Origin of the sequence: Oceanisphaera sp. W20_SRM_FM3 (assembly GCF_052119705.1) — a bacterium.
Lineage (GTDB): Bacteria > Pseudomonadota > Gammaproteobacteria > Enterobacterales > Aeromonadaceae > Oceanimonas.
This window is the reverse complement of sequence record NZ_JBGQOP010000013.1, coordinates 35,254-60,745: the sequence shown is the minus strand read 5'-3', so window position 1 is coordinate 60,745 and position 25,492 is coordinate 35,254. Positions and strand designations below refer to the sequence as shown.

At 48.4% G+C, this 25,492-nt stretch carries 26 protein-coding genes; 14 read left to right on the top strand and 12 right to left on the bottom strand.

Annotated elements, in window-relative coordinates; translation table 11 throughout:
* Nucleotides 1-29: 29 nt before the first annotated feature.
* From mscS to coaBC, 4 genes are read right to left on the bottom strand one after another with little or no spacing between them, the layout of a single operon-like run.
* Nucleotides 30-884, bottom strand: coding sequence for a small-conductance mechanosensitive channel MscS (mscS, locus tag ACEN2G_RS08880; protein WP_442021124.1), 855 nt, complete (start codon nt 882-884; stop codon nt 30-32).
* Nucleotides 885-913: 29 nt separating this feature from the next.
* Nucleotides 914-1,519: a nucleoid occlusion factor SlmA gene (slmA, locus tag ACEN2G_RS08875; protein ID WP_442021123.1), complete on the bottom strand. Its 606-nt coding sequence runs from the start codon at nt 1,517-1,519 to the stop codon at nt 914-916.
* Nucleotides 1,520-1,536: 17 nt separating this feature from the next.
* The gene (dut, locus tag ACEN2G_RS08870; protein WP_442021152.1) at nt 1,537-1,995 is read right to left on the bottom strand and encodes a dUTP diphosphatase; all 459 of its coding nucleotides are present in this window, start codon (nt 1,993-1,995) and stop codon (nt 1,537-1,539) included.
* The gene (gene coaBC, locus ACEN2G_RS08865) at nt 1,979-3,220 is read right to left on the bottom strand and encodes a bifunctional phosphopantothenoylcysteine decarboxylase/phosphopantothenate--cysteine ligase CoaBC (RefSeq protein ID WP_442021122.1); all 1,242 of its coding nucleotides are present in this window, start codon (nt 3,218-3,220) and stop codon (nt 1,979-1,981) included. The genes dut and coaBC overlap by 17 nt, the downstream gene beginning before the upstream one ends.
* A gap of 165 nt (nt 3,221-3,385) precedes the next feature.
* On the opposite strand from coaBC, the gene radC reads away from it, so the two are divergent.
* The 4 genes from radC (at nt 3,386) to mutM (ending at nt 5,530) form a co-directional block, all read left to right on the top strand.
* Complete coding sequence (gene radC / locus ACEN2G_RS08860) at nt 3,386-4,060, top strand: RadC family protein (protein WP_442021121.1); 675 nt, start codon at nt 3,386-3,388, stop codon at nt 4,058-4,060.
* Between the two features lie 136 nt (nt 4,061-4,196).
* A complete protein-coding gene (gene rpmB / locus ACEN2G_RS08855; RefSeq protein WP_087036287.1) occupies nt 4,197-4,433 on the top strand; it encodes a 50S ribosomal protein L28 in 237 nt (78 codons plus the stop codon).
* A gap of 11 nt (nt 4,434-4,444) precedes the next feature.
* Nucleotides 4,445-4,612, top strand: coding sequence for a 50S ribosomal protein L33 (gene rpmG / locus ACEN2G_RS08850; protein WP_071472289.1), 168 nt, complete (start codon nt 4,445-4,447; stop codon nt 4,610-4,612).
* 93 nt (nt 4,613-4,705) lie between these two features.
* A complete protein-coding gene (gene mutM / locus ACEN2G_RS08845) occupies nt 4,706-5,530 on the top strand; it encodes a bifunctional DNA-formamidopyrimidine glycosylase/DNA-(apurinic or apyrimidinic site) lyase (RefSeq protein WP_442021120.1) in 825 nt (274 codons plus the stop codon).
* 534 nt (nt 5,531-6,064) lie between these two features.
* Here the strand turns inward: mutM and coaD are convergent.
* Nucleotides 6,065-6,547 carry a pantetheine-phosphate adenylyltransferase gene (gene coaD, locus ACEN2G_RS08840; RefSeq protein ID WP_442021119.1) on the bottom strand — a complete coding sequence of 161 codons (483 nt, stop codon included), beginning with the start codon at nt 6,545-6,547 and terminating at the stop codon, nt 6,065-6,067.
* A 78-nt stretch (nt 6,548-6,625) separates the two neighbouring features.
* On the opposite strand from coaD, the gene ACEN2G_RS08835 reads away from it, so the two are divergent.
* Complete coding sequence (locus ACEN2G_RS08835; protein ID WP_442021151.1) at nt 6,626-7,660, top strand: glycosyltransferase family 9 protein; 1,035 nt, start codon at nt 6,626-6,628, stop codon at nt 7,658-7,660.
* On the opposite strand, the gene ACEN2G_RS08830 is transcribed toward ACEN2G_RS08835, so the two are convergent.
* Nucleotides 7,629-8,408 carry a glycosyltransferase family 2 protein gene (locus ACEN2G_RS08830; protein WP_442021118.1) on the bottom strand — a complete coding sequence of 260 codons (780 nt, stop codon included), beginning with the start codon at nt 8,406-8,408 and terminating at the stop codon, nt 7,629-7,631. The two genes, ACEN2G_RS08835 and ACEN2G_RS08830, sit on opposite strands and share 32 nt — an antisense overlap.
* Nucleotides 8,408-9,469, bottom strand: a complete 1,062-nt coding sequence (locus ACEN2G_RS08825; RefSeq protein ID WP_442021117.1) for a glycosyltransferase family 9 protein — start codon at nt 9,467-9,469, stop codon at nt 8,408-8,410. Before ACEN2G_RS08825 ends, ACEN2G_RS08830 begins: the two co-directional genes overlap by 1 nt.
* An 87-nt stretch (nt 9,470-9,556) precedes the next feature.
* Between ACEN2G_RS08825 and ACEN2G_RS08820 the strand changes: the two genes are divergently transcribed.
* Nucleotides 9,557-10,264 (top strand): 3-deoxy-D-manno-octulosonic acid kinase, encoded by a 708-nt coding sequence (locus tag ACEN2G_RS08820; protein ID WP_442021116.1) that lies wholly within the window; start codon nt 9,557-9,559, stop codon nt 10,262-10,264.
* Between the two features lie 37 nt (nt 10,265-10,301).
* Here the strand turns inward: ACEN2G_RS08820 and waaA are convergent, their stop codons facing one another.
* The 3 genes from waaA to waaF are packed head-to-tail and all read right to left on the bottom strand — an operon-like array spanning nt 10,302 to nt 13,637.
* Nucleotides 10,302-11,558: a lipid IV(A) 3-deoxy-D-manno-octulosonic acid transferase gene (gene waaA, locus ACEN2G_RS08815; protein WP_442021115.1), complete on the bottom strand. Its 1,257-nt coding sequence runs from the start codon at nt 11,556-11,558 to the stop codon at nt 10,302-10,304.
* Nucleotides 11,555-12,595 (bottom strand): glycosyltransferase family 9 protein, encoded by a 1,041-nt coding sequence (locus tag ACEN2G_RS08810; protein WP_442021114.1) that lies wholly within the window; start codon nt 12,593-12,595, stop codon nt 11,555-11,557. Before ACEN2G_RS08810 ends, waaA begins: the two co-directional genes overlap by 4 nt.
* 1 nt (nt 12,596) lies before the next feature.
* Nucleotides 12,597-13,637, bottom strand: a complete 1,041-nt coding sequence (waaF, locus tag ACEN2G_RS08805) for a lipopolysaccharide heptosyltransferase II (protein WP_442021113.1) — start codon at nt 13,635-13,637, stop codon at nt 12,597-12,599.
* A gap of 71 nt (nt 13,638-13,708) precedes the next feature.
* On the opposite strand from waaF, the gene ACEN2G_RS08800 reads away from it, so the two are divergent.
* A complete protein-coding gene (locus ACEN2G_RS08800; protein ID WP_442021112.1) occupies nt 13,709-14,779 on the top strand; it encodes a glycosyltransferase family 9 protein in 1,071 nt (356 codons plus the stop codon).
* A gap of 64 nt (nt 14,780-14,843) precedes the next feature.
* Here ACEN2G_RS08800 and ACEN2G_RS08795 read toward each other — a convergent pair whose 3' ends face one another.
* Both ACEN2G_RS08795 and rfaD read right to left on the bottom strand, forming a co-directional pair.
* Nucleotides 14,844-16,607, bottom strand: a complete 1,764-nt coding sequence (locus tag ACEN2G_RS08795; RefSeq protein WP_442021111.1) for a polysaccharide deacetylase family protein — start codon at nt 16,605-16,607, stop codon at nt 14,844-14,846.
* Nucleotides 16,608-16,773: 166 nt separating this feature from the next.
* Complete coding sequence (rfaD, locus tag ACEN2G_RS08790; protein WP_442021110.1) at nt 16,774-17,727, bottom strand: ADP-glyceromanno-heptose 6-epimerase; 954 nt, start codon at nt 17,725-17,727, stop codon at nt 16,774-16,776.
* 142 nt (nt 17,728-17,869) lie between these two features.
* On the opposite strand from rfaD, the gene ACEN2G_RS08785 reads away from it, so the two are divergent.
* From ACEN2G_RS08785 to livG, 7 genes are all read left to right on the top strand, one after another.
* Entirely contained in the window at nt 17,870-18,544 is a 675-nt protein-coding gene (locus tag ACEN2G_RS08785) for a TetR/AcrR family transcriptional regulator (protein ID WP_442021109.1), read from the top strand.
* A 95-nt stretch (nt 18,545-18,639) separates the two neighbouring features.
* Nucleotides 18,640-19,842, top strand: coding sequence for a glycine C-acetyltransferase (locus ACEN2G_RS08780; RefSeq protein ID WP_442021108.1), 1,203 nt, complete (start codon nt 18,640-18,642; stop codon nt 19,840-19,842).
* A 9-nt stretch (nt 19,843-19,851) separates the two neighbouring features.
* Nucleotides 19,852-20,877, top strand: a complete 1,026-nt coding sequence (gene tdh / locus ACEN2G_RS08775) for an L-threonine 3-dehydrogenase (protein ID WP_442021107.1) — start codon at nt 19,852-19,854, stop codon at nt 20,875-20,877.
* Between the two features lie 336 nt (nt 20,878-21,213).
* Entirely contained in the window at nt 21,214-22,341 is a 1,128-nt protein-coding gene (locus ACEN2G_RS08770; protein ID WP_442021106.1) for a branched-chain amino acid ABC transporter substrate-binding protein, read from the top strand.
* Nucleotides 22,342-22,489: 148 nt separating this feature from the next.
* The gene (gene livH, locus ACEN2G_RS08765) at nt 22,490-23,413 is read left to right on the top strand and encodes a high-affinity branched-chain amino acid ABC transporter permease LivH (protein ID WP_442021105.1); all 924 of its coding nucleotides are present in this window, start codon (nt 22,490-22,492) and stop codon (nt 23,411-23,413) included.
* Nucleotides 23,410-24,651: a high-affinity branched-chain amino acid ABC transporter permease LivM gene (locus ACEN2G_RS08760; protein ID WP_442021104.1), complete on the top strand. Its 1,242-nt coding sequence runs from the start codon at nt 23,410-23,412 to the stop codon at nt 24,649-24,651. The genes livH and ACEN2G_RS08760 overlap by 4 nt, the downstream gene beginning before the upstream one ends.
* Nucleotides 24,648-25,412: a high-affinity branched-chain amino acid ABC transporter ATP-binding protein LivG gene (gene livG / locus ACEN2G_RS08755; RefSeq protein WP_442021103.1), complete on the top strand. Its 765-nt coding sequence runs from the start codon at nt 24,648-24,650 to the stop codon at nt 25,410-25,412. The genes ACEN2G_RS08760 and livG overlap by 4 nt, the downstream gene beginning before the upstream one ends.
* The last annotated feature ends 80 nt before the right edge of the window (nt 25,413-25,492 follow it).

Sequence of the window (25,492 nt, the reverse complement as noted above, 5' to 3'; positions counted from 1 at the left end):
TTTAGCGGCTTTATCTCAGCACTAAAACACTATGCAACCTTGTCTTTGATAAGGTGCACATCCATTTGTGGGAAGGGGATACCTATGTTGTTGGCATCTAACTCGTTTTTAATCTTCTCGAGTAAATCGAATTTCAAGGCCCAGTAATCGGTGGCATTTACCCAAGGGCGCACAATAATATCGACCGAAGACGCGCCTAGGTTACTGACCGCAATGCGCGGTGCGGGCTCTGGCAGTACGCGTGGGTCTTCGTTAATAATGCGCTCCAATACCTCTTTAGTTAACTTTAAATCGGCACTGTAAGCTACGCCTATTTCTAAGTCGAGACGGCGGGTTGGCTCTCTGGAAACATTAATGATTTTATCATTTAAGATTTTGGCATTGGGCACCACTATCATGCGGTTATCGGCGGTCATTAAAATAGTGGTAAAAATTTGTACCGAGCGCACAGTACCTGCGGTGCCTGCCGCTTCTATATAGTCACCGGCTTTAAAAAACCGAAAACCAATCAGCATAACGCCGGCGGCGAAGTTGGATAAAGAACCTTGTAATGCCAAGCCAACGGCCAAACCGGCGGCACCAATAATAGCCACAAAAGAGGCGGTTTGTACGCCGACTCTGCCCAAGGCGGCAATAATAACAAAGGCCAGCATGGCGTACTTGATCATGCTAGTTACAAAATCAACAATGGTATTATCAATGTTGCGCTTTTGTAGTAATGAATTCATGCCATTGGTCATTATCCGAACCACGATAAAGCCAATGGTGAGGATAATGATGGCCGCAGCAATATTAACGCCATAGCCAATGAGCAAACTTTGATTGTTAAGTAGCCAACTTTGAGCCTGAGTAATCATCTCTGGGGTAAGCAAATCTGTATCCATAAACGTCTCTTGTTCGGTTAACTAAGTTATTAAGCGTTGGCCGTGGTGGTTAATTGCAGCAGCAAGAGTTGCCAGTGCTTTTCGAAGTAGAGCGTGGGCTTAATACGAAACTGGCTACGTACATATTGATTAATGCGGCCTTCAATATAGGACAGCAGTAAGTTAGACAATACTTTATCCTCCTCACCAAAGCCTTCACCTTCGTATAATTTACGCTCACGCATGACTTGTTTGAACTGGGTATCGAGCCGTTCAAATAATTGGTTAATACGGGCGAGTAAACGTTCGTGCTCACCTTGCAGGGCATCGCCATTCAGTAAGCGGGTAATGCCGGGGTTGCGCTCACAAAAGCCCAATATTAATTGCATTATGTAGCGTAGCCGTAACGCGCTGTCTTTTTCATCGTGCAAGATCAAATTAATGCGCGAGAACAGAGTTTCTTCGATAAAGTCGATTAAGCCCTCAAACATTCGCGCCTTGCTGGGAAAGTGCCGATATAAGGCCGCCTCAGATACGCCGACTTCGGCGGCTAATTTAGCGGTAGTGATGCGCTGGCCAGGGCTTGCTTCCAGCATGTGTGCCAGCGCCTGCAAAATTTGCTCGCGACGATTTACTTTAGGTTGAGGTGTAGTCATGGCTGCGCCTTCTTTAGTTATTGGCGACCAGAAGAACCGAAACCGCCTTCTCCTCGTTCGCTTTGGTCGAACTCGCTAACGAGTGTAAATTGGGCTTGCACTACCGGTAAAATAACCAGTTGTGCGATGCGCTCACCGGGCTCTATGGTGAAGGAGGCAGCACTTCTATTCCAGCAAGATACCATTAGCTGACCTTGATAATCAGAGTCAATCAGTCCCACTAAATTGCCCAGCACTATGCCATGTTTATGGCCCAAGCCGGAACGTGGCAAGATAGTGGCGCACAAACCTGGATCTTTAATATGAATAGCCATGCCGGTCGGCAATAGCTGAGTTTCACCGGGTGCCAGCGTCAAGGGCGCATCTAAACAGGCGCGCAAGTCTAGGCCTGCAGAACCTGGGGTGGCGTAGGTGGGCAGGGGGAAGTCGGTGCCGACTCGAGGATCAATAATTTTCAGTTCAATGGGTGTCATAATATCGTTCTGCTATCAGGGTAAGAAGATGGTGAGCTAATTGGGATTTATTGGCTAGGGGTAGGTCAACATGGCCGTTGGACCAGAATACGCTGAGCGCATTGTCATCACTGTTAAATCCTTGTCCGGCCAGCGCCACGTTATTCGCCGCTATCATATCTAATTTTTTACGCTGCAGCTTATCGCGGGCGTAGATTTCAATATCTTGGGTTTCGGCGGCAAAACCCACGGTAAAAGGGTTATCGGCCAAAGCGGCCACTTCTGCAACTATATCGGGATTTTTGGTCAATTCTATGATCAAGGAGTCCGCCGCTGTCTTTTTAATTTTATGCTCGGCTACCACTTTAGGTGCGTAGTCGGCCACGGCGGCGCAGGCGATAAAAATCTGCTGCTGGGCGATAGCGCCCATCACGGCGGCCTGCATTTGCTTGGCGCTTTCAACATCAATGCGCGTCACACCCAGCGGCGTGCTTAACGCCACAGGCCCGGCGACTAAGGTTACCTCGGCGCCCAAGGCTACGGCGGCTTCGGCTAATGCGAACCCCATTTTTCCTGAGCTGTGATTAGATAAAAAGCGTACCGGATCCAGCGCCTCGCGGGTGGGGCCTGCGGTCAGCATTAACTTAAGACCGGCTAAGGGCTGGGCTTTAATGTGAGTCGTGACCTGAGCTTGAACTTTGGTTTCAATAAAGTGGCGCTCAACTAAGGCCACCAGCTCCATGGGCTCTAACATACGGCCCGGGCCCACATCGCCACAGGCTTGGGCTCCTTGAGCTGGGCCCCAAATCATGACTTGGCGAGCGGCCAATATATGTAAGTTATCTTGGGTCGCGCCATGACGATACATCTGCTGGTTCATGGCCGGAGCTATCGCAAGTGGCGCCGGTGTAGCTAAGCATAAGGTAGTCAGTAAATCATCCGCCAAACCGGCAGTAAGTTTGGCCAGCGTATTAGCACTAGCCGGTGCTATGACGATTAAATCAGCCCACTTGGCCAACTCAATATGGCCCATGCCGGCCTCGGCGGCGGGATCGAGCAAAGTATCAGAAACGGGCTCGCCGGATACGGCTTGCAGGGTAAGTGGCGTGATAAAGGCTTTGGCGGAGTCGGTCATCACCACTCTCACTTCTGCTTGGCGCTCTTTAAGACGACGCACTAGCTCGGCGCTTTTATAGGCCGCTATGCCGCCTGTCACGCCGATTAAAATACGCTTTCCCGTTAATGACATCACTGCTTCCCTCTGCTGTTGAGCGGCAAGATTATCATAAAAAATGTGCTTTGGCGGTGTCTGCCAGGCTTTAGGCTAGGCTTAATAGTTAATCGGCTACAGCGACCATAAAGTGAAGCGCACACCGCTGTACAGTCGCAGATTCATTACGACAGGGAGGTGGTGATGAGCATAAAAAATTGGCCTGCGGGGGAGCGACCGCGAGAAAAATTATTAAGTCGCGGGCCGGACAGCTTATCGGATGCGGAATTGCTGGCGATATTCTTACGCACCGGTACTCAAGGCATGGATGCGGTCAGTTTGGCTCGAGCGTTACTGGAGCAATTTGGCTCGCTCAGACAATTACTGTTAGCGGATCAACAAAGTTTTTGTGAAAAGCCAGGTTTGGGTTTGGCCAAATACGTGCAGTTGCAGGCGAGCCAAGAATTAATGCGTCGCTTTTTAGATGAAAAGCTCATGCGCGCCAATGCCTTAACCAATCCCGAGCTGACCCGCATGTTTTTACAATCGCGATTGCGCGATCAGAACCGTGAGGTATTTGCCCTATTACTGCTCGATAACCAGCACAGAGTAATTGAATTTAATGAGCTGTTTTTTGGTACTTTGGACGCGGCAGCTGTCTATCCGCGAGAAATCGTCGCTTTGGTATTGAAACGGGGTGCCGCGGCGGTGATTTTGGTGCATAATCATCCGTCCGGTGTCGCCGAGCCCAGTCATGCCGATCGTTTAATTACTGAACGTATTCAAGCCGCTCTTGGGTTGCTGGATATTCGTGTATTAGATCATTTAGTGGTGGGAGACGGCGAAACTGTCTCGTTTGCCGAGCGCGGTTGGCTATAAATTGCTGCGTTTTTTGCCTTTTTGTTGATCTTAGGCTCGGTATACTGTATAAATTGCCGCCTTATTTTGCCCCGATAGACGGCCAACGGGGTGATTAATTGCTCGAGCAAATTAGTAAGATCTGGAGAAGACTGACATGTCTAAAGTATGCCAAGTTACAGGTAAGCGACCAGCTGTTGGTAACAACCGCTCGCACGCCAACAACGCGACCAAGCGTCGTTTCCTGCCTAACCTGCAAAGCCATCGCTTTTGGGTTGAGAGCGAGAAGCGTTTTGTAAAACTGCGTATTACCACTAAAGGTATGCGTATTATCGACAAAAAAGGTATCGACAGTGTCTTAGCTGACCTGCGTGCCAATGGCGTAAAAGTTTAAGGAGTTAACCAATGGCTAAAGGTATTCGCGAGAAGATCCGCCTGAACTCAAGTGCTGGTACTGGTCATTTCTACACTACGACCAAGAACAAGCGCAACATGCCTGAAAAAATGGAAATCAAGAAATTTGATCCCGTTGTACGTCAGCATGTGATCTACAAAGAAGGCAAAATCAAATAGATTTTGCTCTCTTTAAAAAGAACCCAGCTTCGGCTGGGTTTTTTTATGCCTGTGATCTTGGATATACTGGCGAGTGTTGATAAGGAGCCCTCAATGCCTGAATTGCCCGAAGTAGAAGTCAGCCGCCAAGGCATCACCCCCTTTATGTTGGGTGAAACCGTGATGCGCATAGTGGTGCGCAATCCCAGTCTGCGTTGGCCTGTGCCAAGCGAGCTGCAAGAGATGGTGGGGTTAACCATTACCAGCGTGCGCCGGCGGGCTAAGTATTTATTGCTGGAAACCGACTGGGGCACTGTTATTTTGCACTTAGGCATGTCGGGAAACTTGCGCATCCTCGACCACGGCACGCAGCCTAGCAAACACGATCACGTGGACATTGAATTGGGTAATGGCAAGCTGCTGCGCTTTAACGACACGCGCCGTTTTGGCTGCGTGTTATGGACTCGAGATCCGGCAGAGCAGCATGCCCTACTGGCAAAGCTCGGGCCTGAACCCCTGACCGATGATTTTAGTGATGAATATTTATATCAGCGCAGTCGTAAGCGAAAAATTGCCGTAAAACAATTCATCATGGATAACCATGTGGTGGTGGGCGTGGGCAATATTTACGCTAATGAGTCTTTGTTTAGCGCCGGCATTAACCCCGAACAGCCTGCTAATGAAGTGACGCAGCCGCAATATGCGGCACTCACCACAGAGATCAAACTGGTATTAGCGCGCGCCATTAAGCAGGGTGGCACCACGCTGAAAGATTTTACCGGCAGTGACGGCAAGCCCGGCTATTTCGTGCAAGAGCTGCAGGTATATGGTCGTGCCGAACAGCCTTGCTCTGCCTGTGGTGGACTATTAAAAGAAGTGCGCATGGGCGGACGCAGCACGGTATTTTGCCCGCGTTGTCAGCCGAGACTAAAGCCGTGAAGTGTGAGGGACAAGAGATAAACATAGCGCCTGCGCCCAGCCGAAAACAGACTACCTGATTACTTATGAACCTCAGCCATTATGCGCCCTGTTTCAGTTTGTTCTTTTGTAGCAGCCAATTCATTCGGCTGGCCAGCTTTGCTGGCTGTTACTGAGGTGTAGATTTAAACCAAAACATAAAACCGAGCCGAATAAATTGGCTCCTACAAGAGAACAGGCGTGCGAGACTCTGTAACCTATTGAATTTATTTATTAAAAATCATTTAGATATGGCTGATCATTATGGGTAATCAGGAAAGACTAAAGATCTATTTGCAACGGAACCCGCGCCTCTTCATGTATAAGAAGCACGGAAAAATAGAGGTCAGATCTGAAAGAGATTTAATTGGTAAGACCAAGCTATCTGTTTAAGAAAAGTGGCGACTACTACAAAAAACGTACGGCACTTTTCGATCTTATCTCAGCTTAATTTTTCCGCAGGTTGCGTGTTCTTCCGTTGCAAAAAATGGTTTGGGGTCTGATTTATTTTCTTAGCTAGACGCCTAACTTCAAAGTAACGGCTTGAGCCACTGCGGCGGGGACAAATTGGCTGATGTCGCCGCCGTGAATGGCGACTTCTTTCACTAAGGAAGAAGAAATAAAGGAATTCTCTTCAGCGGGCGTTAAAAAAACACTTTCTAATTCAGGCATCAGGCGGCGATTCATATTGGCCAGCTGAAACTCATATTCAAAGTCGGACACGGCGCGTAAGCCGCGCACCAGCACCTTGGCATTATGGTCTTTGGCGAGGTCGATCAACAGACCAGAAAAGCCCACCACAGTCACATTAGGCAATGCTTGAGTCACAGTTTGAATTAAGCTCACTCTTTCTGCTAAATCGAATAAGGGTCGTTTGCTGGGACTAAACGCCACACCGACAATAACCTCACCAAACAGCTGTGAGGCGCGCTCAATTAAATCTAAGTGCCCATTAGTGATGGGATCGAAGGTGCCAGGGTAAATAACTCGGGTGCTCATAGGGGGTCCTTATAATTACGCCACAACAAAGATTAAGGTAGAATAGTACCGCATAATAGCCTGTGGGAGAGCCAAGTGATAAAACGAGTCTTAGTAGTGCGTAATGATAAAATCGGCGATTTTATGCTAGCTTGGCCGGCGTTTGCCATGTTAAAAGCATCGACTGGCTGCCACGTTACCGCTTTGGTCCCCGCTTATACTCGCCAACTCGCTGAGCTGTGCCCCAGTATTGACGACGTGATTATCGACTCGGGAAAAGAGGCGGCAGCTGCTGAGCAACACATCCTATTAAGTCAGCTTAAAACACATCATTTCGACGCTGTTATCTGCTTATTTTCGAATTTTCGCAACGCCAAGCTAATGTGGCAAGCCGGTATTAAACAGCGTTGGGCGCCGGCTACTAAGCTGGCGCAATTGCTTTATAACCACAGGGTTAAACAGCGCCGCTCGCAATCCGCCAAGCCCGAGTACGAATATAACTTAGATTTAGTGCGCGCGTTTTTACAGCATAATCAGCTCAATATTGTAGAGCCTCAAGCGCCTTATCTGAACTTTGATGCCGCCGAATTAGCGGCTTTCAAGGCCGAACAAGCCCGACAACTCGGCATAGCGGCTGATAAGCCTTGGCTCTTGGTGCATGCCGGCAGTGGCGGTTCGGCTAATAACGTATCCATATCCCAATACGCGGATTTAACGCGTCGTCTACAAGCCGCTTATCCGCAACTGCAGGCCGTGTTGACCGCCGGCCCTGGCGAGCAAGCCTTGGCGCAACAGGTGGTAGATTTAGTTGGCCAAGGCGCCATTAATAAGGGAGTAGTGCTGGCTCACGACTTACCCTTACCAGATTTTTGCCGACTCATCGCCTGTGGCAGTCTGTTTATTGCGGGCAGCACAGGCCCGCTGCACATAGCCGCCGCATTAGATGTACCAACGGTAGGCTTTTTTCCACTACGCCGTTCGGCCACGCCACTGCGTTGGCGACCCCTGAATAGCGAAGGTCGCCACTTGGCTTTTCATCCACCGGCCAATGCCCAAGTGGAAGACATGAGTCAAGTGGACATGGCTGAGGTGGCCGCAGCAGTTACGCCTTGGGCTGTTGAGTTTGTGTCTTAATCCATAAATCTGCGTATTTCACGAATGTTGAGTGTGCAGACAGCACACTCAACAAGAAGCCTTGCTTGCCATCGAGAAAGCCCGCCTTAATCACGTACATCTTGATAAAGCAGCCCAAACCGTGCAACACGCCTTGGCCAAGAGAGCCTTTCTTACCTCTAAGTTGGCGTTGTTCGGCCCACGCACTCGCGTAGCCTGCGGACTTCACCAGATAATGCTCTAAGTCGCGATAGGTGTAATGCAGCAGATCGCCCTTGAGTTTTATCACCTTAACGCCTTTATTGATATGCACTTTCTCATGCACTAAGGCATCGTTGTAGCCGGTTAATGCCTTAGGATAGAGCCTCAGCACGCGGTCCGGATACCAACCACAATGGCGGATAAAGCGACCAAACACCCAAGATAAACGCGGTATTGAATATACGGTATTGGCTTTTGGCTTAGCCAGCACGGCTGCTATGTTGTTTTTTAGCTCAGGTGTGATGCGCTCATCTGCATCCACCCACAACACCCAGTCTGATTGCACATGACTTTGGGCAAGTTGGCGCTGCTTGCCAAAGCCCGGCCAGTCGCTATTGACAAAAAAACGGGCGCCGGCCGCCTCACTCACCGCCTGCGTGGCATCCGTGCTGCCAGAGTCCAACACCACAATTTCATCTACCCAATCTAGGGTCGCTAAACAGTCGGCGAGATTGTCGGCTTCATTTTTGACGATTAATACCGCGGCCAGGGTCGGGCGATTACTCATTAAACAGGCTCCTGCAATAGATTAAAATCATGGATGATGCGCTCAAACTGCGCGGTAACTTGCTCAATCTCGATAAGCTGCATGGCCTGGGCGTCTTTGACACGGGTGCGCCATGGCAGCTGGTCTGAAGTTTTACCTGTCTCGGCCAACAGGGCTTCTTCATAAACACTCACCACATAATCGCGGCAATAATAGGGGCCGGTGCGTGCGGGATTGTGATGGGCGTATAAACCCAGCACGGGTGTGCCGACTAGGGTCGCCATGTGAGCAGGGCCCGTATCCGGCGCCACTACTAAGCGGGCCACCTTAATTAACGCCAAAAGCTGCGACAAGCTGGTCTTTCCTACCAGATTTTCGGCGATATATGGCGTTAATTGTTCGATCTTCGCGGCTAGCTCGCGTTCTTGCCGTGCTGGGCTACCTATCAGTATTACCTTCATGCCTTGGTGATGGGCGTACTCGGCAAGCTGGGCGTAGCCCTCACTGGTCCAGTTTTTATAGGCCTTACTGGCAGCCGGGCAAATCAATAATAACGGCTGCTGCGCTTGATAGAGCTGAGCCCACTGCTGGTCTGCCTCTGGCAGCGCGAATGACCAGCGCGCTGTGACCTCGGTTAAGCCGAGAGCTTGGCCAAAGGCCATGAAACCATCAACCACATGTTCGGCCTCGGCGGTCACCTTATAGTTAGTAAATATCCATTGGCCATCTTTAGCCCGAGATTTGTCGAAGCCGAGTCTATATTTGGCGCGTATCCCTAAGCTGGCAATACTGGCACGCAGGGCCGCTTGCATATGCAGCAGCGCATCAAATTTGCGGCCCTTGAGTGCTCGCCATAACTGCATATAGGCACGCCATCCCGCCGACTTATCAAATACGATAATCTCGACATTTGGCAGCAACTGCAGCAAATTTGCCTCAATTTTTCCGGTTATCCAGGTGATTTTGGTGGTTGGCCATTGTCTTTGTATTGCCTGCACTAAGGCAATGGCATGGCAGCAGTCACCAATGGCCGATAAGCGTAATAAACAGAGACTATTTGGGGGCGAATCGAACAAGGCCATAGGTAAATCTCCAGAATTTGAGTCAGGCATTATGCAAAGGCGGGCTCGCCATGTAAAATCTGTGTTTTCGGCTTGGGGGACAGAACAGTGGAGCGCATTGAGCACGGTTCAGAAATTATCTGGTATGATCCAGAGTGTTTCGACTCATTTCAGCGTGATTTTTTTGAGATTGACTACTGGCGAGAACAAGATGCCATTAGTGGTAAAGCGGTTGGCCGTAACACTACCTGGTTTGTAAAAGATGCGGTGTGCGACAAGGTACTGCGCCATTATTACCGCGGCGGCATGATAGGCCGAGTAATGGAAGACACCTTCTTGCACGTCGCCGAGTCTAAAAGCCGTGCCATGAGTGAGTTTACCGTATTAGCTAAATTATATCGCCGTGGTTTACCCGTCCCCCGACCCTGTGCTGCACGTATGGTGCGCTCTAATTTAGTGTATCGAGCCGATATTATTTTAAGCTTGGTCGCCAACTCCCTTGATTTAGTCGCGGTATTAAAAGATCGCGCCCTAACCCAAGAAGAGTGGCAAAGCGTCGGCAAGACTATTCGTCGTTTTCATGATGCGGGTCTTTATCACGCCGATTTAAATAGCCATAATATATTGCTCGATACCGACGGCAAAATCTGGCTAATTGATTTCGATAAGTGCCATTTTCGTGAGCCCAATACGTGGACCCGCGAGAATATGGACCGCCTATTGAGATCTTTTCGCAAAGAAAAAGGCTTACACCCAGATTTTCATTGGCAAGAGTCCGATTGGCGCATCTTGCTCAATAGTTATAAGGCCAAGTAATTAAAATAAAATAGAGTCATGTAATGGCTCTATTTTATTAGAGGAATGGCTGTATCTGCTGTAATGTCTTATGAATAGCGCCTTTATTATTATTCACCACAGCTAACGCATTTTCCCCCAGTTGTAATCTGGTTGCTTTATCAGAAAATAAAATAATTAATGTATCGGCTAACTCAGTTGAGTCATTGACTGTGATCAGTGCTTCTTGTTCAAGTAATCGTTGGTAAATATCAGTAAAATTAAATATTGAAGGGCCGGTAAGTATGGCTTTACCTAAAGTTGCAGGCTCTAATAAATTATGACCGCCGCGCGCTATTAAACTACCTCCCACGAAAGTGATATCGGCAGCCGCTAACATCAAAGGTAGCTCGCCCATAGTATCACCGAGATAAACTTGGGTACTCATTGCCATATCTGATTGAATGCGACGACGTAATGTTAATTTTTGCTGTTTTACTAACTCCGCTACTTGGTTAAAGCGCTGAGGGTGACGGGGTACTAGTATCAGCAGAGCATCCGGTAATATAGTTAATAGCAGCTTATGGGCTGCCAGTATCTGTTCATCTTCGCCTTCATGAGTTGAGGCTGCTATCCAAATAGGGCGTTTATGCCCGAGCTGTATACGCAGTTGCTGCCCTTTTTCATAAATTTCCGCACCGTAAGTAATATCAAATTTAATAGAGCCTGTAATACTCAGCTTATCTTTTTTCACGCCTAAGTTGATAAATCGCTGAGCATCGGCGGGATATTGGCAGGCGATATGGCAGATGTTATTTGATAACAGTCGAAAAACACTGTGAAACTTCTTATATCGAGCCGCTGAACGTGCCGAAAGACGCGCATTTAATACCATCACCGGTAAATCGCGTTTAGCACAGGCACTGAGCCAATTAGGCCAGAGCTCAGTTTCCATGATCAACAGTGCTCGCGGTTTTATACGATGTAAAAATAGCGCCACCGCCCAAGGGAAGTCCAACGGCGCATAGCGATGCTCAACTAAATCACTCAATTTGGCCGCTAAATCCGCGCCGGTGCGCGTGGTGGTGGTGACTAAGATAGGCAGCTCTGGATATTCAGCTTTAATGGCCTTTATCAATGGCGTAGCTGCAATCATTTCGCCAACGCTGACCGCATGTAACCAAACCGGATTTTGTTGCGAAGACCTAGGCACTAAGCCTAAGTGCTCAGGCCAACGCTTACCAAAACTAGGTTTACCCTTTTTTGGCCAATACAACATGGCCAAGAGTATTGGGCTAAAGAGATGAATTAAGACGTTGTATAACGCAGCGATCATGATGGCGTAATATGCTCTAAGGTCGTTTTTATGCCAGATAATACTTGTTCTGGTGAGGGTAGGCTGGCATCAGCATTCATCACAATGTGATGATACTCATAGGATGGAGTGTATCGAAAAGGTACGGTTGAATAAAAAATACCTACAGTAGGCGTGTGAGTTGCTATGGCCATATTGCGAATGCCGGTATCGGTACTTACCACTAGGGTAGCTTCAGCCAGAAGTTGAGTAATATTTTTTAAATCTACGCTAGGTTGAATAGAAAAGTTATTATATTTTTCTAAATCTCGCAGTGATTCGCCTTTTTCCTTGCTGTTTAAACCTTCTAGAAATATATGCTGATAATCGGGTAATGCTTGTACCGCTTTTGCTAATAGCTCGGCTTGCTCTGCGATGGGATACATTTTTGACTCTTGCGATGCGCCATTAAAGTAAATTATAAAAGGAGCCGTAATATTTTTATGTTCTTTATTATTAGGGTAGGCGAAGTTTAATGGATATTCTGGGTTGTGCCCTAGTATTCTTAACATATCCAACATAGCTTCTATTTCGGAACTAAAATCCGAACGAAACACTCCTACGTCATATAATAATCGATTTAGAATAGATCTATAGGGGAAGCCTACTTTTAATGTGGCCTTTGAAACTGCAATCATCCAATAGGACCTATTGGTTGCAGCTAAATCAAAAATGATATCTTGTTCAGGTAATTCTTTAATGTTAGATATTTTTTCAGAGAAGTTTATTTCTGATTTTTTATCGGCGCCATGCATTATATGTACCGTATCAGCAAGGTCACTGGGCATACCATACTGATAGTTAGATACAGCACAAAGTGTAATATGCGCATTTGGGAAAAACTTTCTTGCTTCAACTAAAAAAGGCCGCGTAATAACTTGGTCACCTAAAGCCGCGTGACGAATGATCGCTATATTTTTAATTTCTTTCGGATTAAATTCATTAGCTAAAAAAGCGCGTGCTTTGTTATTCGCATAGGCGCCTTTTTCAAACCATAAATGCTTCATGTTATATTTCATTTTATTCTCGTTCTTGTAATTTATTAATAGCCTTGATCACCCGCTGTGGTGCTAAGTCTTTTAAGCATTTTAAATGACCTAATGGGCATTCTCGTTTAAAGCAGGGTCTGCATTCAATATCTGTATGTACTACAGCTACACGTTCAGCCAAAGGCGGTGTGTATTTAGGCGAAGTAGAGCCATAAACGGCAACCAGTGGGCGCTGCAGTGCGGCGGCAATGTGCATTAAACCCGAGTCGTTAGACACTACCATAGTGCTTAATGCCATCAAATCAATGGCTTGGTGCAGGGATGTTTTGCCAGCAAGAATGTGGCAGTGTGCTTGCAGTTGACTGGGCAAAGAGTGACGTATGGTTTCGGCTACGGGAATATCTTTGGCTGAGCCAAAAATCCATACTTGTTTACCTTGTTCGATTTGGTGTTTCGCGACTTCAGCATAGTGTTGTTCTGGCCAACGCTTAGAAGGGCCAAACTCGGCACCTGGGCACAGACTTAATACTGGTCTACTTATATCTAACGACAATTCACTCAAGGCGAGCCGTTGATTTTTTTTATCTACAGCGAGCGAAGGCCATGGCAGATTGGGCAGGCTCTGGCTGTCAATCATTTGGGTTTTAGGATAGGCCAAGGCGTTATAGCGCTCTACCATAAGCGGAAAACTGCGCTTATTGCTCCGTAAGTCGTTGAGCAGGCCATAGCGAGACTCACCTTTCCAGCCGGTGCGCTTCTTAATACCGGCAAATAGTGGGATTAGCGCCGATTTCAAGGAATTAGGCTGCACTATGGCCCAGTCGTAACCCTCGCTTGCTAGCTGTCGCCCAAGACGAAAGCGCGCTGTCAGTTTGAAGTCGCCATGCCCTAAGGGCATCACGACAGCCTTGTCCACTTCAGGCATACGCTCCAGCAGCGCGCAGCACCAAGCCGGTGCCATCACATGCAGTTCCGCTTCTGGGTGTTCTTGCTTAAGGGATATGTACAAACTTTGCGACATCACCATGTCGCCAACCCATGAAGGGCCTATCACTAGAATTTTTTGAGACATTGAGAATGTTCCTCTTTGACAGCGAAACATTATACAATACCCGTAAATTATTAACTCGGATTAATGCAGTTATGCTCAAAAAATGGATTTCATCAATACAGCTTGCTCGTGATATTTGGCGACGAAAGCTGGGCTTGTTTTTATTTGATAGAGCGGCTGAAAAATTTGAATTAAATGATAGTCTTAAACGAGTCGTGTTAGTGCGCTGGGATGCTAAATGGGGCGATTCTATTGTGTCATCATTTGTTTTTCGAGAATGGAGAAAAGCATATCCGGGCATAAAAATAGATGTGATTACGACGCCTAATATGTCAGGGTTATTCAACGATCACTTTGGCGCTGACCATGTTTATGAGGTAAAGAAGCGCCCAGGCTATAGTGAGCTGAAAAAATTAGCATCTGAAATAGGTGACATTGATTTACTGGTACACTTAAGCAAAGCATTAAAAATGAAAGACCTTTATTTTATGAATAAAGTTAAGGCTAACGCTGTTGCGGGTCTTGATGATCAAGTAAAGCTTATCAACCTAAAGTTAGGGCGACTAACAAAAAACAAGCATTTCTCAGATAAATATAAAATGTTACTTGAAAGTACGGGTGTTCAGCAGGTGTGTACAGATTATATTGTCCCTGAAAATAAATTATCGGCTATAAATATTAATCAGTTTCTTTCTTCAATCGCCGGTCCTTTGCTGGTTTTTAATCCTTATGGTAGTGGTAGTTCCAGACAACTAAGTAAAGATACTATATCTGATTTTATTGAAGCGATAAGCTCTGAGCGAAGTGCCGTTAATATAGTTTTATTAACCATGCCGGATAAGAAAGATGAAGTAGCCTTGATCTGCGAAAAATACAATAACGTATACTTTTACGGTGGCAGTCAATCTATTTATGATTCTATTGAGATTATGCGGCAAGCGGATCACATTATTTCAGTGGATACTGCAACCGTACATATAGCAACAGGGCTGCAAAAGCCATTGTTGGCATTATATAATCCAGATGAAGAAAACTATAAAGAATGGCATCCAAATAATAATTGTGCAAAAAGTGTTTTTGCACAAGAAAATAACCCACCAAATATTAACTGTATCGGGCAGTCCATTTTTAAAGAAAAAGTGTCTAACTTATTTTTATGTTAATTATTATTGTAATGGCGTGTAGATAAAATATTAAGCAGTCTATCTTGATATTTTATCCTGAAAACTAATTCTTTCTAAACACATAATTCCCTCTTATCTTTCTCCACAGGCCGAATACGTCGGTGCGGGGGAAGATGGCGATGCGTCGGATCTGATAATGGTCTTCGTGCATGGCGAGGGGGCCGCTGTTGGTGGCGACGGCAAAGGGATAACCCAACTCGAGAGCAAGATCTTTACTGTCTTGGTTGTGGCTGCCGAACGGGTAAGCGAACGACAGTAATGGTTTACCGATTAATTGTTCGAGCTGCGCTTTGTTATCGCTAATCTCAATTTGTTGTGCTGCTTTGTCGAGTGTATCTAAGTGCGGGTGGGTCAGGGTGTGCCCCCCAAACTCGACTAATCCAGAGTCCGCCATTTCTTTAATTTGTGCCGAGCTCATAAGCTCGACGCGCTTTTCAGGATTATTTGGCTGCTCTACGTCCCAGCGGTTGAATTGTTCACCGGTTACCGCATAGATCACCGCTTTAAAATTGTATTTCTTAAGCAGCGGAAATAGTAGCTCGTAGTTATCTTTATAGCCGTCGTCGACGGTGAGCATAATGTACTTTTTAGTGGGATTTAAGCGCTCGGCAAATCCTTGTTCGGCCAAGTCAGAAAAAGTCAGTGTTTGATAGCCTAAGTGCTTTAGCAATTTAAAGTGCTTTTCTAGCATATCCACGTGCATATAGGTGCCATGTACGCCTTTTTCGCTGTCATCTTTAATAAAGCGGTGATACATAATGATGGGCATTTCACGACGCAGCGTATGTACGTACACGCTTTGGTAATCTTGTTCCAACTGACTAACCACGGCTTGTAAGTCGTAACTCGCCTTAACTTGTTTAATCAGGTCGGCTTCGGGCTGTGTTTTCGTTAATGCATGAGCAATGCGCTCAGGCAAAGCTACAAAATCAATATCTAGATCTTTGGGCCCTATATCGCCGAAGTTGCTACTCATAGCGGCAGGTAAATTTTCTGCACTAATTAGTCCCGGTGCCATGGCTTCGCCAATGGCAAAGATAGGGCGCTGCATCAATATGGCTTCCATGGCCACGCGGCCGGCACCTATCACCAAATCCGATTGGGCGATAAGGCTTGGCACATCTTGTACGTAACCGAGAAACTGGGCTTTCGTTTTAAAACGCTCAAACCGTTCCGGCAGCACAGAGCCGGAGGCAATTTGAACTTGGTAATTATCTAGATCCAAGCATTCATCGAGCAAACGGTAGCAAAGCTCACCCTTAGGACCGGTTAGCCGACCGATAATGCTGATCACAGGCTTAGCATTGTTAGGTACTGGGCTGGGCTGATATTGCTCGGTATTAATGCCGTTACGGCCAATGCTAATTAGCTCAGGCGCCACGCCTAAACTGCTAATAAGCTGTTCGCGCACCGCTTCACAGACCGCTAATGCCTTGTCTCCTAGCGCATGAAATTTCTTGCGCGAAGCGTGCACCGGCTGGCGGCCATGGACGCTGGTGATCATAGGCGTGCCCGTGAGCTTGCAAGCCAGATAGCAGCTCCAGCTAGAGGCGCGACTGTGGGCATGTACCAGTTGAATACGATGCTTTTTAATTAAATAAACTAAATAACCCACATGCCAAAAACGGCGCGGTATGCTGCGCTTATTAAAGCGCAGCTTAAAAAACGTACCCTGATGTGGCTTGGTGAGGGTGTCGGAGACATAACACACCTTGTGACCACGTCGCGTGAGCTCATCGCCAACCGTAGTGGCATAGACTTCGGCACCCGTCACTTCTAATTGTGATAGTGCCATCAAGATGTTCATGCTGTGGTGTTACTCCTTACCCATTCATTAAATAACTTCAGTCTTCAACAAACAAATCCCAAAACCGTGCCAAATAAATTGGCACACTACAGAACACGCCATTTTTGTAGTCTGGCTTGGTGTTAGCCGAGATGTTTTGTTGTTGCTCTTAACTGACCGCTATGTATTACCGATTCAGCCAAGCCAAATATTCGCCAGTCCCTTCGGCCACAGTTTTAAAGCTGTGCGGATAACCGGCGGCGCGCAGTTTGGTAAGATCCGCTTGGGTAAAGCTCTGGTAGCGGCCTTTTAACTGCTCAGGGAAAGGAATGTATTCAATCTCGCCCTTGTTGTGGTGCTTGATCACGGCTTCGGCGACGTTTTGGAAGGGCTCGGCTTGGCCGGTACCGCAGTTAAAGATGCCGCTGACTGCTGGATTTTCCCAGAACCACAGGTTGACCTTGCATACGTCTTCTACATAGATGAAGTCGCGCATTTGGCCGCCATCGGGGAAACCATCGCAACCGGCGAATAACTTAGGATTTTCGCCTTTATGCAGTTGAGTGTTGAGGTGAAACGCTACGCTGGACATGCCGCCTTTATGCTGCTCGCGCGGGCCATACACGTTGAAGTACTTTAAGCCCACTACTTGTGAGTTTATTTCTGGCATCAAGCGACGCACGTATTGGTCGAACAATTGCTTAGAATAGCCATAGACGTTGAGCGGCTGTTCATATTGCGGCTCTTCGATGAAGTTGTCGTTGCGCCCGCCATAGGTGGCGGCAGAGGAGGCATAAATAAATGGAATTTCGCGCTCGACACAGTAATGCAGCAAGTCTTTTGAATACTGATAGTTATTTTCCATCATAAACTTGCCGTCCCACTCGGTAGTGGCTGAACAGGCGCCTTCATGAAAAATGGCTTCGATGCCGCCCCATTCTTCAAAGTCGTCACCGGAGAAAATGCGCTGAATAAACTCGTCTTTGTCGAGGTAGTCGGCGATGGTTAAGTCCACAAGATTGACGAACTTGGTGCCATCTGTGAGGTCATCGATGACCACAACATCGGTGCGGCCTTGGTCATTGAGGGTTTTTACTAGGTTACTGCCGATAAAGCCGGCGCCGCCAGTTACTATGATCATCAGATTTGCCTCTGGTTGGCCGGAGAGTCCGGCATCACGCATAAAGTAAAATTAATGTCAGTTTATCACGCTTGGTCGCTAGAAAACCAACTCGGCGGCCTGTGTTATATTTGAGTCAACTAACCTTGAGCGTTTGGTGCCTATGATAAAAACCAAAGAACGGATCTTGACGGCTGCCTTACAGTTATTCAATGAGCAAGGCGAAGCGAATGTCACCACCAATCACATAGCGGCGCACTTGGGCATGAGCCCTGGCAACCTGTATTACCATTTTCGTAATAAAAACCACATTATCGCCGGCATTTTCTTGCAATACAGTGCGCATTTACGCAAAAGCTTTACGCCGCAAATGGCGCTTGAAAATAGTAATCCGGCGAGTCCGGCGCTGTGGTTTCACTATTTGGATGCCACTTTCTATGTGATGTGGGAATTTCGCTTTTTCTACGCCAACCTCAACGATATTTTACGCCGTGACCCCGAACTGCATCAGCAATACTTGGCGGTGCAGCAAGCGCTGACCGTGAACTTGCAGGCCTTGCTGCGTGAGCTTAACCGACAGCAAGTGTTAGCCATTCCCGATGCTGAGATAGCGCCGCTTACCGATGTGCTGAAAATGCTGGCGTCGTTCTGGGTGAGTTATCAAACGGCGCAATCACTCACGCCGCACATTAGTCAAGCCGTATTGTATGGGGGCGTGTCGCGGGTGTTGTTACTGCTGAAGCCGTATTTTCACCCAGAGCTTGGTCTGGAATTGGCGGGTTTGATGGCACATTATCAGGCGCTGGCGGCCAAACCCAGTGATCCCTTTCACAAGTAATGCAGGTCAGTGGAATACTCTGTGGTAAATCTAAGCTTGAGGAGTAAAGTGAGATAAATAACCCTAAGTCGTCAGCTTGATCCCAGGAGTTCCCTATGTCAGCGGCATTTTATGCTCATTTATCCGCACAGCTTGCACAAACCCAAGCCGAGGGTCTGTTTAAGCAAGAACGCATCATTAGCTCGCCACAAAGTGCAGCCATAGAGGTGGGCGACCAAGAGGTCATTAACTTTTGCGCCAACAATTATCTAGGGCTGGCCAATCATCCTGAGCTGATTAAAGCCGCAAAACTTGGGCTCGATAGTCACGGCTTTGGCATGGCCTCGGTGCGCTTTATCTGCGGTACCCAAGACTTGCATAAACGGTTAGAAGCCGACCTTTCTGCCTTTCTCGGCATGGAAGACACCATTCTCTATACCTCCTGCTTTGATGCCAACACGGGTTTATTTGAAACCCTGCTCGGCCCCGAAGACGCCATTATTTCCGATGCCCTCAATCACGCTTCCATTATCGATGGCGTGCGGCTGTGCAAGGCTAAACGTTATCGCTATGCAAATAACGACATGCACGACTTGGAAGCCCAGCTAAAACAGGCAAAAGCGGATGGCGCACGTTTTACGCTGATTGCCACCGATGGCGTGTTCTCGATGGACGGCGTGATTGCGAACTTGTCTGCTATCTGTGACTTGGCCGAGCAATATGGCGCCATGGTGATGGTGGATGACTCTCATGCCGTGGGGTTCGTCGGTGAACACGGTCGCGGCACCCCTGAATATTGCCAAGTGATGGGGCGGGTGGATTTAATTACCGGCACTCTGGGCAAGGCTTTAGGCGGCGCCTCGGGCGGCTATACCTCGGGCAAGCAAGAAGTGATCGACTGGTTGCGCCAACGCTCACGGCCTTATCTTTTCTCCAATTCGGTGGCGCCGGCCATAGTAGCAGCCTCCATTAAGGTGCTGGAGATGCTAAAAGAGGGCGCTGCGCTGCGCGAAAAAGTACGCGAGAACAGTGCGTATTTTCGCCAGCACATGACGGCCGCCGGCTTTACCTTGGCCGGCAAGGATCACGCCATTATTCCGGTGATGCTGGGTGATGCGGCCTTAGCGAGTGAGATGTCGACGCGTTTATTGGCGTCAGGTATTTACGTGATTGGTTTTTCCTTTCCTGTGGTGCCGAACGGTCAGGCGCGAATTCGTACTCAGATGTCGGCGGCGCACAGTCGCGAACAGCTGGATAAAGCCATTACTGCCTTTATTACCGTGGGCCGTGAACTAAACGTTATCGAACAAAGAGTGTAAGGAGCGCCCATGAAAGCCTTAGCCAAATTAAAAGCCGAACCCGGTATCTGGATGACAGACGTGCCCGAGCCTGAGGTCGGCCATAACGACTTGTTAATTAAAATTCGCAAGACCGCCATTTGCGGCACCGATATTCATATTTATAACTGGGATGCTTGGTCGCAAAACACCATTCCCGTGCCCATGGTGGTGGGCCATGAATACGTAGGTGAAGTAGTGGCCATGGGCCAAGAGGTACGTGGCTTTGCGGTGGGCGACAGAGTATCGGGCGAAGGTCATATCACCTGCGGCCATTGTCGAAATTGCCGTGCCGGTCGCACTCATTTGTGCCGTAATACCGTGGGCGTAGGCGTCAATCGCCAAGGTGCCTTCGCCGAATACTTAGTGATCCCCGCTTTTAACGCCTTTAAATTACCCGATGAAGTGACCGACGATTTAGCGGCTATTTTCGACCCTTTCGGTAATGCGGTGCATACCGCTCTGTCGTTTGATTTAGTGGGCGAAGATGTGCTGATCACGGGAGCTGGGCCCATAGGTATTATGGCCGCCGCCGTGGCGCGGCATGTGGGCGCGCGACACGTGGTGATCACGGATGTAAATGAATACCGATTGAGTCTGGCGCGCCAGATGGGCGTCACTCGAGCGGTAAACGTAGCTGAAGAGGCGCTTGATACTGTCATGCATGAGTTAGGCATGACCGAAGGTTTCGATGTGGGGCTGGAAATGTCCGGCGTGCCCGCAGCTTTCAGAGACATGCTGGATAAGATGAACCACGGCGGCAAAATTGCCATGCTGGGCATACCGCCCAGCGAGATGGCCATCGACTGGACCCAAGTTATCTTCAAAGGCTTAGTGCTGAAGGGTATTTATGGCCGCGAGATGTTTGAAACTTGGTACAAGATGGCCAGCCTTATTCAATCGGGTTTGGATTTAAGCCCCATGATCACCCATCACTTTAAGGTGGATGATTTTCAGCAAGGTTTCGACGCCATGCGCTCCGGCCAGTCTGGCAAGGTGATCCTCGACTGGAGCTAAATTGCATTATTAAATAGGGCGGCGCTAGTTATTCTTGCTACTTAACGCCATTAAAACCAAGACTTTATCTTATAGGTCTTGGTTTTTTATGCTTGTTGCTCACACACACATTGCTCGAATGGGTCTATTCTTATTTGGGCGACAAAGCTCAGGCAGCAAAAATTAGGCAGTAAAAAATAGGCCGTAAACGGCGGCTTACCTCACAACTTTTGTATTTGTGTCAGCCCTTGGGCGTTGCTTGACGCATTTCGCTTGTGAAATAGCCAAGCTCGGGTTAGAAAAAGAACAGTCCGGACTCATTCCGGCGCAGTCACTCAATGGACAGAGGGAAGCGAGATGAGCACATGGAATAAAAAAACACTGGCCACGGCCATATCTATGGCGACCACGGTAGCCTTAGGTGGTGGTGCCGTATTTGCGGTGGCGGCCGAGACGGTGAAAATAGCCATTGCCGGCCCTGTTACGGGGGCGGTGGCGCAATACGGTGATATGGAATTTACCGGTGGTCGCATGGCGGTGGAGCTGCTAAATAAGTCCGGCACTTTGGGGGATTACACCTTAGAGGCTACAGAATACGATGATGCTTGCGACCCTAAGCAGGCGGTGGCGGTGGCCAATAAAGTGGTCAATGACAATATCCTCTTTGTAGTGGGCCACTTGTGCTCCGACAGTACCTTGCCGGCTTCAGATGTATACGACGATGAAGGCATTATGATGATCACGCCCGCCTCCACTAACCCGGTGATCACGGAGCGCGACTTGCCGCTAGTCATGCGCACCATAGGTCTGGACAGTGATCAGGGTCCGACGGCGGCAAAATATATTCTAGAGAAAGCCAAACCTGAGCGTATCGCCATTATTCACGATAAAAAACAATACGGTGAAGGCTTAGCCGCCAGCGTACGGGACGAACTCAAAGCGGCGGGCGTTGAGGTAGTTGCCTACGAAGGCGTGACTTCAGGAGATAAAGACTTCTCTACTTTGGTGGCCAAACTGCAAAGAGATAAGGTGGACTTTGTCTATTATGGCGGTTATCACCCTGAACTTGGGCTTATCTTGCGGCAAGCGGCAGAGCGAGGCTTTAAGGCGCGCTTTATGGGGCCAGAAGGCGTGGGCCATAAAGACATTACCTCCATTGCCGGTGATGCGTCGGAAGGCTTGCTGGTTACCTTGCCGAAAAAATACGATCTGGACTCGGCAAACGCCGAGATAGTGAAGGCGATTGAGGCGAAAGGCTTAGACGCCAGTGGTCCTTTTGTGTGGACTACTTATGCCGCTGTAGAAGCCATAGCCGAGGGCGTGAAACGAGCGGGCCCAGATCCAGAAGCCGTGGCGAAGGCGTTACGCGCCGAGCCGGTGAATACGGTAATGGGGCCCTTATCTTGGGACGAAAAAGGCGACTTAGTCGGTTTCGAATTTGGGGTGTTTGAGTGGCATAAAGACGGCACCTCGACACAGATGTAAATCATCAGCTCGCCTTAGGGCGAGCTTTTTTGATCTGCCACTCGACTAAATCGCCTCTTAATTCAGCCGAGCGGGACAGTCTGTGTTTAAGCGCTCGTTTGCAGCTAACACCTGCCTGCAACCTGCACTTACGACAAGGAACTCTGGTATGTCTGAGCCTCTGTTGTATTTTACTCAACAACTCCTCAACGGTCTCACCATAGGCAGCACCTATGCCCTGATCGCCATCGGCTACACCATGGTCTATGGCATTATCGGCATGATCAACTTCGCCCACGGCGAGGTATATATGATAGGTGCCTACGCGTCTTTTATGGTGATGACTGGCCTGCTGATGTTGGGCATAGACAGCACCTTGCTGCTATTAACCTGTGCCTTCTTGGCAAGCATTATTTTAACCAGCGTCTACGGCTACTCCATCGAACGGGTAGCGTATCGACCGCTGCGTGGCAGTAAACGATTAATAGCGCTGATCTCCGCCATCGGCATGTCGATATTTCTACAAAATATGATGCGACTGTTTCAAGGTTCGCGCGATATCGCCATGCCGCGCCTGATCTCCGGCGGCTGGAATTTTGGTGAAGGCGACTTTCAGGCGTCTTTGTCTTATATGCAACTGATTATCTTCGTTATTACCTTAGTCACCATGGCGCTCTTGTCGTGGTTTATCTCGCGCTCGCGCATGGGCCGGGCATGCCGTGCCTGCGCCGAAGATTTGCAGATGGCCAACCTACTCGGCATCAACAGTAATACGGTGATTTCGCTGACCTTCGTGATTGGCGCGGCATTGGCCGCAGTAGCGGGCGTGTTATTGGGGTCTTATTATGGCGTGATTAATCCCTACATAGGTTTTATGGCGGGGCTCAAAGCTTTTACCGCCGCGGTGTTGGGCGGTATAGGTAGCATTCCCGGCGCCGTCATTGGCGGCGTGTTATTAGGAGTGACCGAAGCCATGACGGGCGCGTATTTCAGTACCGAATACAAAGACGTAGTCTCATTTGGCCTACTGATAGCCGTACTACTATTTATGCCAACCGGCATCTTAGGTAAGCCGGAGGTAGAAAAAGTATGAATACGATTAAATCTGCAATGCTGGCCAGCCTATTATTTTTGGTGCTGGCGGGCTGGTTACTGGGTTTTAGACTCGAAACCGTCGGCACGCAACTTGTGGTGACCAATCGCTTAGATAGCACCTGGCAGTGGCTGGCGCTAGGTGTGGGATTAGTGTTTTTGGCTCAGTTGTTTCATAACAAGTTACGGCAATGGCTCTCTGGCCTGTTAGGCCGCAAAGGCAATTTTGCACTGCCGGCGCCACAAGAGCGACCAGGCCTGTATCGCATGCTCACCGTATTAGTGTTGATCACCTTATTGGTCTGGCCTTTTATGGGCTCACGCGGTGCCGTGGATTTGGCCACCTTAACGCTGATTTATGTGATGCTGGGCTTAGGGCTAAACGTAGTGGTGGGCTTAGCAGGCTTGCTGGATCTAGGTTACGTGGCCTTTTATGCGGTGGGCGCTTACAGCTATGCGCTGCTGAATGCCTATTTTGGGCTAGATTTTTGGATCTGCTTGTTGATCTCTGGCGCCATGGCGGCATTATTTGGTTTCTTACTCGGCTTTCCGGTGTTGCGTTTGCGCGGTGATTATCTGGCAATCGTAACCTTAGGTTTTGGCGAGATTATTCGGATTTTGCTGAACAATATGACGGGCATTACCGGCGGCCCTAACGGCATAGCCGGTATTCCTAAGCCTACCTTGTTTGGTCTGCAATTTGATCGTCGCGGCGATAACACCTTTCACGACTTCTTTAATATTGCCTATAACTCCAATCATAAGGTGATTTTTCTCTATTTATTGGCGCTGATCTTGGTGATATTCACCATTTTCGTGATCAATCGCCTGTTGCGTATGCCCATAGGCCGCGCTTGGGAAGCGCTGCGCGAAGATGAAATTGCCTGTCGTTCGCTGGGCTTAAATCCGACGCTAATCAAACTGAGTGCTTTTACCTTAGGCGCGACCTTTGCCGGTTTTGCCGGCAGCTTCTTTGCCGCCCGCCAAGGCTTTATTAGCCCAGAGTCGTTCGTGTTTATTGAGTCGGCTATTATCTTGGCGATTGTGGTGTTGGGTGGCATGGGTTCACAAATCGGTGTGGTATTAGCGGCTGTCGTGATGACCATATTGCCAGAGCTCACCCGGGAATTTAACGAGTATCGAATGTTGTTATTTGGCTTGCTAATGGTGCTGATGATGATCTGGCGGCCCCAAGGTTTGTTGCCGATGCACAGGCCCCATTTGGAGTTAAAACCATGACGGCCTTATTAAGTGTCAGTGAACTGAGCATGCGCTTTGGCGGCTTGGTGGCCGTCGACCAGGTGGCGCTCAACATAGAAGCACAACAAATCGTGTCTATTATCGGGCCCAATGGTGCCGGTAAAACCACCATCTTTAACTGCTTATCGGGCTTTTATCGGCCCAGCGGCGGCAGTGTGCAATTTAAAGGTCTGGCTATTTGTGGCATGCCGGGCTTTAAAATTGCCCGCCTCGGCATGGTGCGTACCTTTCAACATGTACGTTTATTTAAAGAAATGACGGTATTAGAAAATCTATTAGTGGCGCAACATCTGCATCTCAATACCCATTTTTTAGCCGGATTGTTTAAAACGCCGGCGTTTCGTCGTTCCGAACGAGAAGGGCTTGCGTTAGCGCATTACTGGTTAGAAAAAGTACGACTCACTGAGTTTGCTAACCGCAGTGCAGATAATTTGTCTTATGGCCAGCAGCGACGCTTAGAAATTGCTCGTTGCATGGCGGCGCGACCGCAGTTGCTGATGCTAGACGAGCCGGCTGCTGGCCTCAATCCGAATGAAACGCACGAACTCAACCATTTGATCCGCGACTTGCGTGATAACGAGGGGGTGAGCATCTTATTAATTGAGCACGATATGAAACTGGTAATGGGTATTTCTGATTATATCTATGTGGTGAATCAAGGTCGGCCCTTGGCCGAAGGCACACCTGAGCAAGTGCGCAATAATGCCGAAGTAATCAAAGCCTACTTAGGTGAAAGTTAAATATGGGTGAAAGTGAACATGGATGAAAGTTAGGCTGGGGTGAGAGCTAAACATGTGCGAAAGCTAAACGTGGATGAAAA

Coding starts and splice junctions, on each gene's coding strand:
- mscS (WP_442021124.1), bottom strand. CDS start 884: ATGGATACAGATTTGCTTACCCCAGAGATGATTACTCAGGCTCAAAGT.
- slmA (WP_442021123.1), bottom strand. CDS start 1,519: ATGACTACACCTCAACCTAAAGTAAATCGTCGCGAGCAAATTTTGCAG.
- coaBC (WP_442021122.1), bottom strand. CDS start 3,220: ATGTCATTAACGGGAAAGCGTATTTTAATCGGCGTGACAGGCGGCATA.
- radC (WP_442021121.1), top strand. CDS start 3,386: ATGAGCATAAAAAATTGGCCTGCGGGGGAGCGACCGCGAGAAAAATTA.
- rpmB (WP_087036287.1), top strand. CDS start 4,197: ATGTCTAAAGTATGCCAAGTTACAGGTAAGCGACCAGCTGTTGGTAAC.
- rpmG (WP_071472289.1), top strand. CDS start 4,445: ATGGCTAAAGGTATTCGCGAGAAGATCCGCCTGAACTCAAGTGCTGGT.
- mutM (WP_442021120.1), top strand. CDS start 4,706: ATGCCTGAATTGCCCGAAGTAGAAGTCAGCCGCCAAGGCATCACCCCC.
- coaD (WP_442021119.1), bottom strand. CDS start 6,547: ATGAGCACCCGAGTTATTTACCCTGGCACCTTCGATCCCATCACTAAT.
- ACEN2G_RS08830 (WP_442021118.1), bottom strand. CDS start 8,408: ATGAGTAATCGCCCGACCCTGGCCGCGGTATTAATCGTCAAAAATGAA.
- ACEN2G_RS08825 (WP_442021117.1), bottom strand. CDS start 9,469: ATGGCCTTGTTCGATTCGCCCCCAAATAGTCTCTGTTTATTACGCTTA.
- waaA (WP_442021115.1), bottom strand. CDS start 11,558: ATGATCGCTGCGTTATACAACGTCTTAATTCATCTCTTTAGCCCAATA.
- ACEN2G_RS08810 (WP_442021114.1), bottom strand. CDS start 12,595: ATGAAATATAACATGAAGCATTTATGGTTTGAAAAAGGCGCCTATGCG.
- waaF (WP_442021113.1), bottom strand. CDS start 13,637: ATGTCTCAAAAAATTCTAGTGATAGGCCCTTCATGGGTTGGCGACATG.
- ACEN2G_RS08800 (WP_442021112.1), top strand. CDS start 13,709: ATGCTCAAAAAATGGATTTCATCAATACAGCTTGCTCGTGATATTTGG.
- ACEN2G_RS08795 (WP_442021111.1), bottom strand. CDS start 16,607: ATGAACATCTTGATGGCACTATCACAATTAGAAGTGACGGGTGCCGAA.
- rfaD (WP_442021110.1), bottom strand. CDS start 17,727: ATGATCATAGTAACTGGCGGCGCCGGCTTTATCGGCAGTAACCTAGTA.
- ACEN2G_RS08785 (WP_442021109.1), top strand. CDS start 17,870: ATGATAAAAACCAAAGAACGGATCTTGACGGCTGCCTTACAGTTATTC.
- ACEN2G_RS08780 (WP_442021108.1), top strand. CDS start 18,640: ATGTCAGCGGCATTTTATGCTCATTTATCCGCACAGCTTGCACAAACC.
- tdh (WP_442021107.1), top strand. CDS start 19,852: ATGAAAGCCTTAGCCAAATTAAAAGCCGAACCCGGTATCTGGATGACA.
- ACEN2G_RS08770 (WP_442021106.1), top strand. CDS start 21,214: ATGAGCACATGGAATAAAAAAACACTGGCCACGGCCATATCTATGGCG.
- livH (WP_442021105.1), top strand. CDS start 22,490: ATGTCTGAGCCTCTGTTGTATTTTACTCAACAACTCCTCAACGGTCTC.
- ACEN2G_RS08760 (WP_442021104.1), top strand. CDS start 23,410: ATGAATACGATTAAATCTGCAATGCTGGCCAGCCTATTATTTTTGGTG.
- livG (WP_442021103.1), top strand. CDS start 24,648: ATGACGGCCTTATTAAGTGTCAGTGAACTGAGCATGCGCTTTGGCGGC.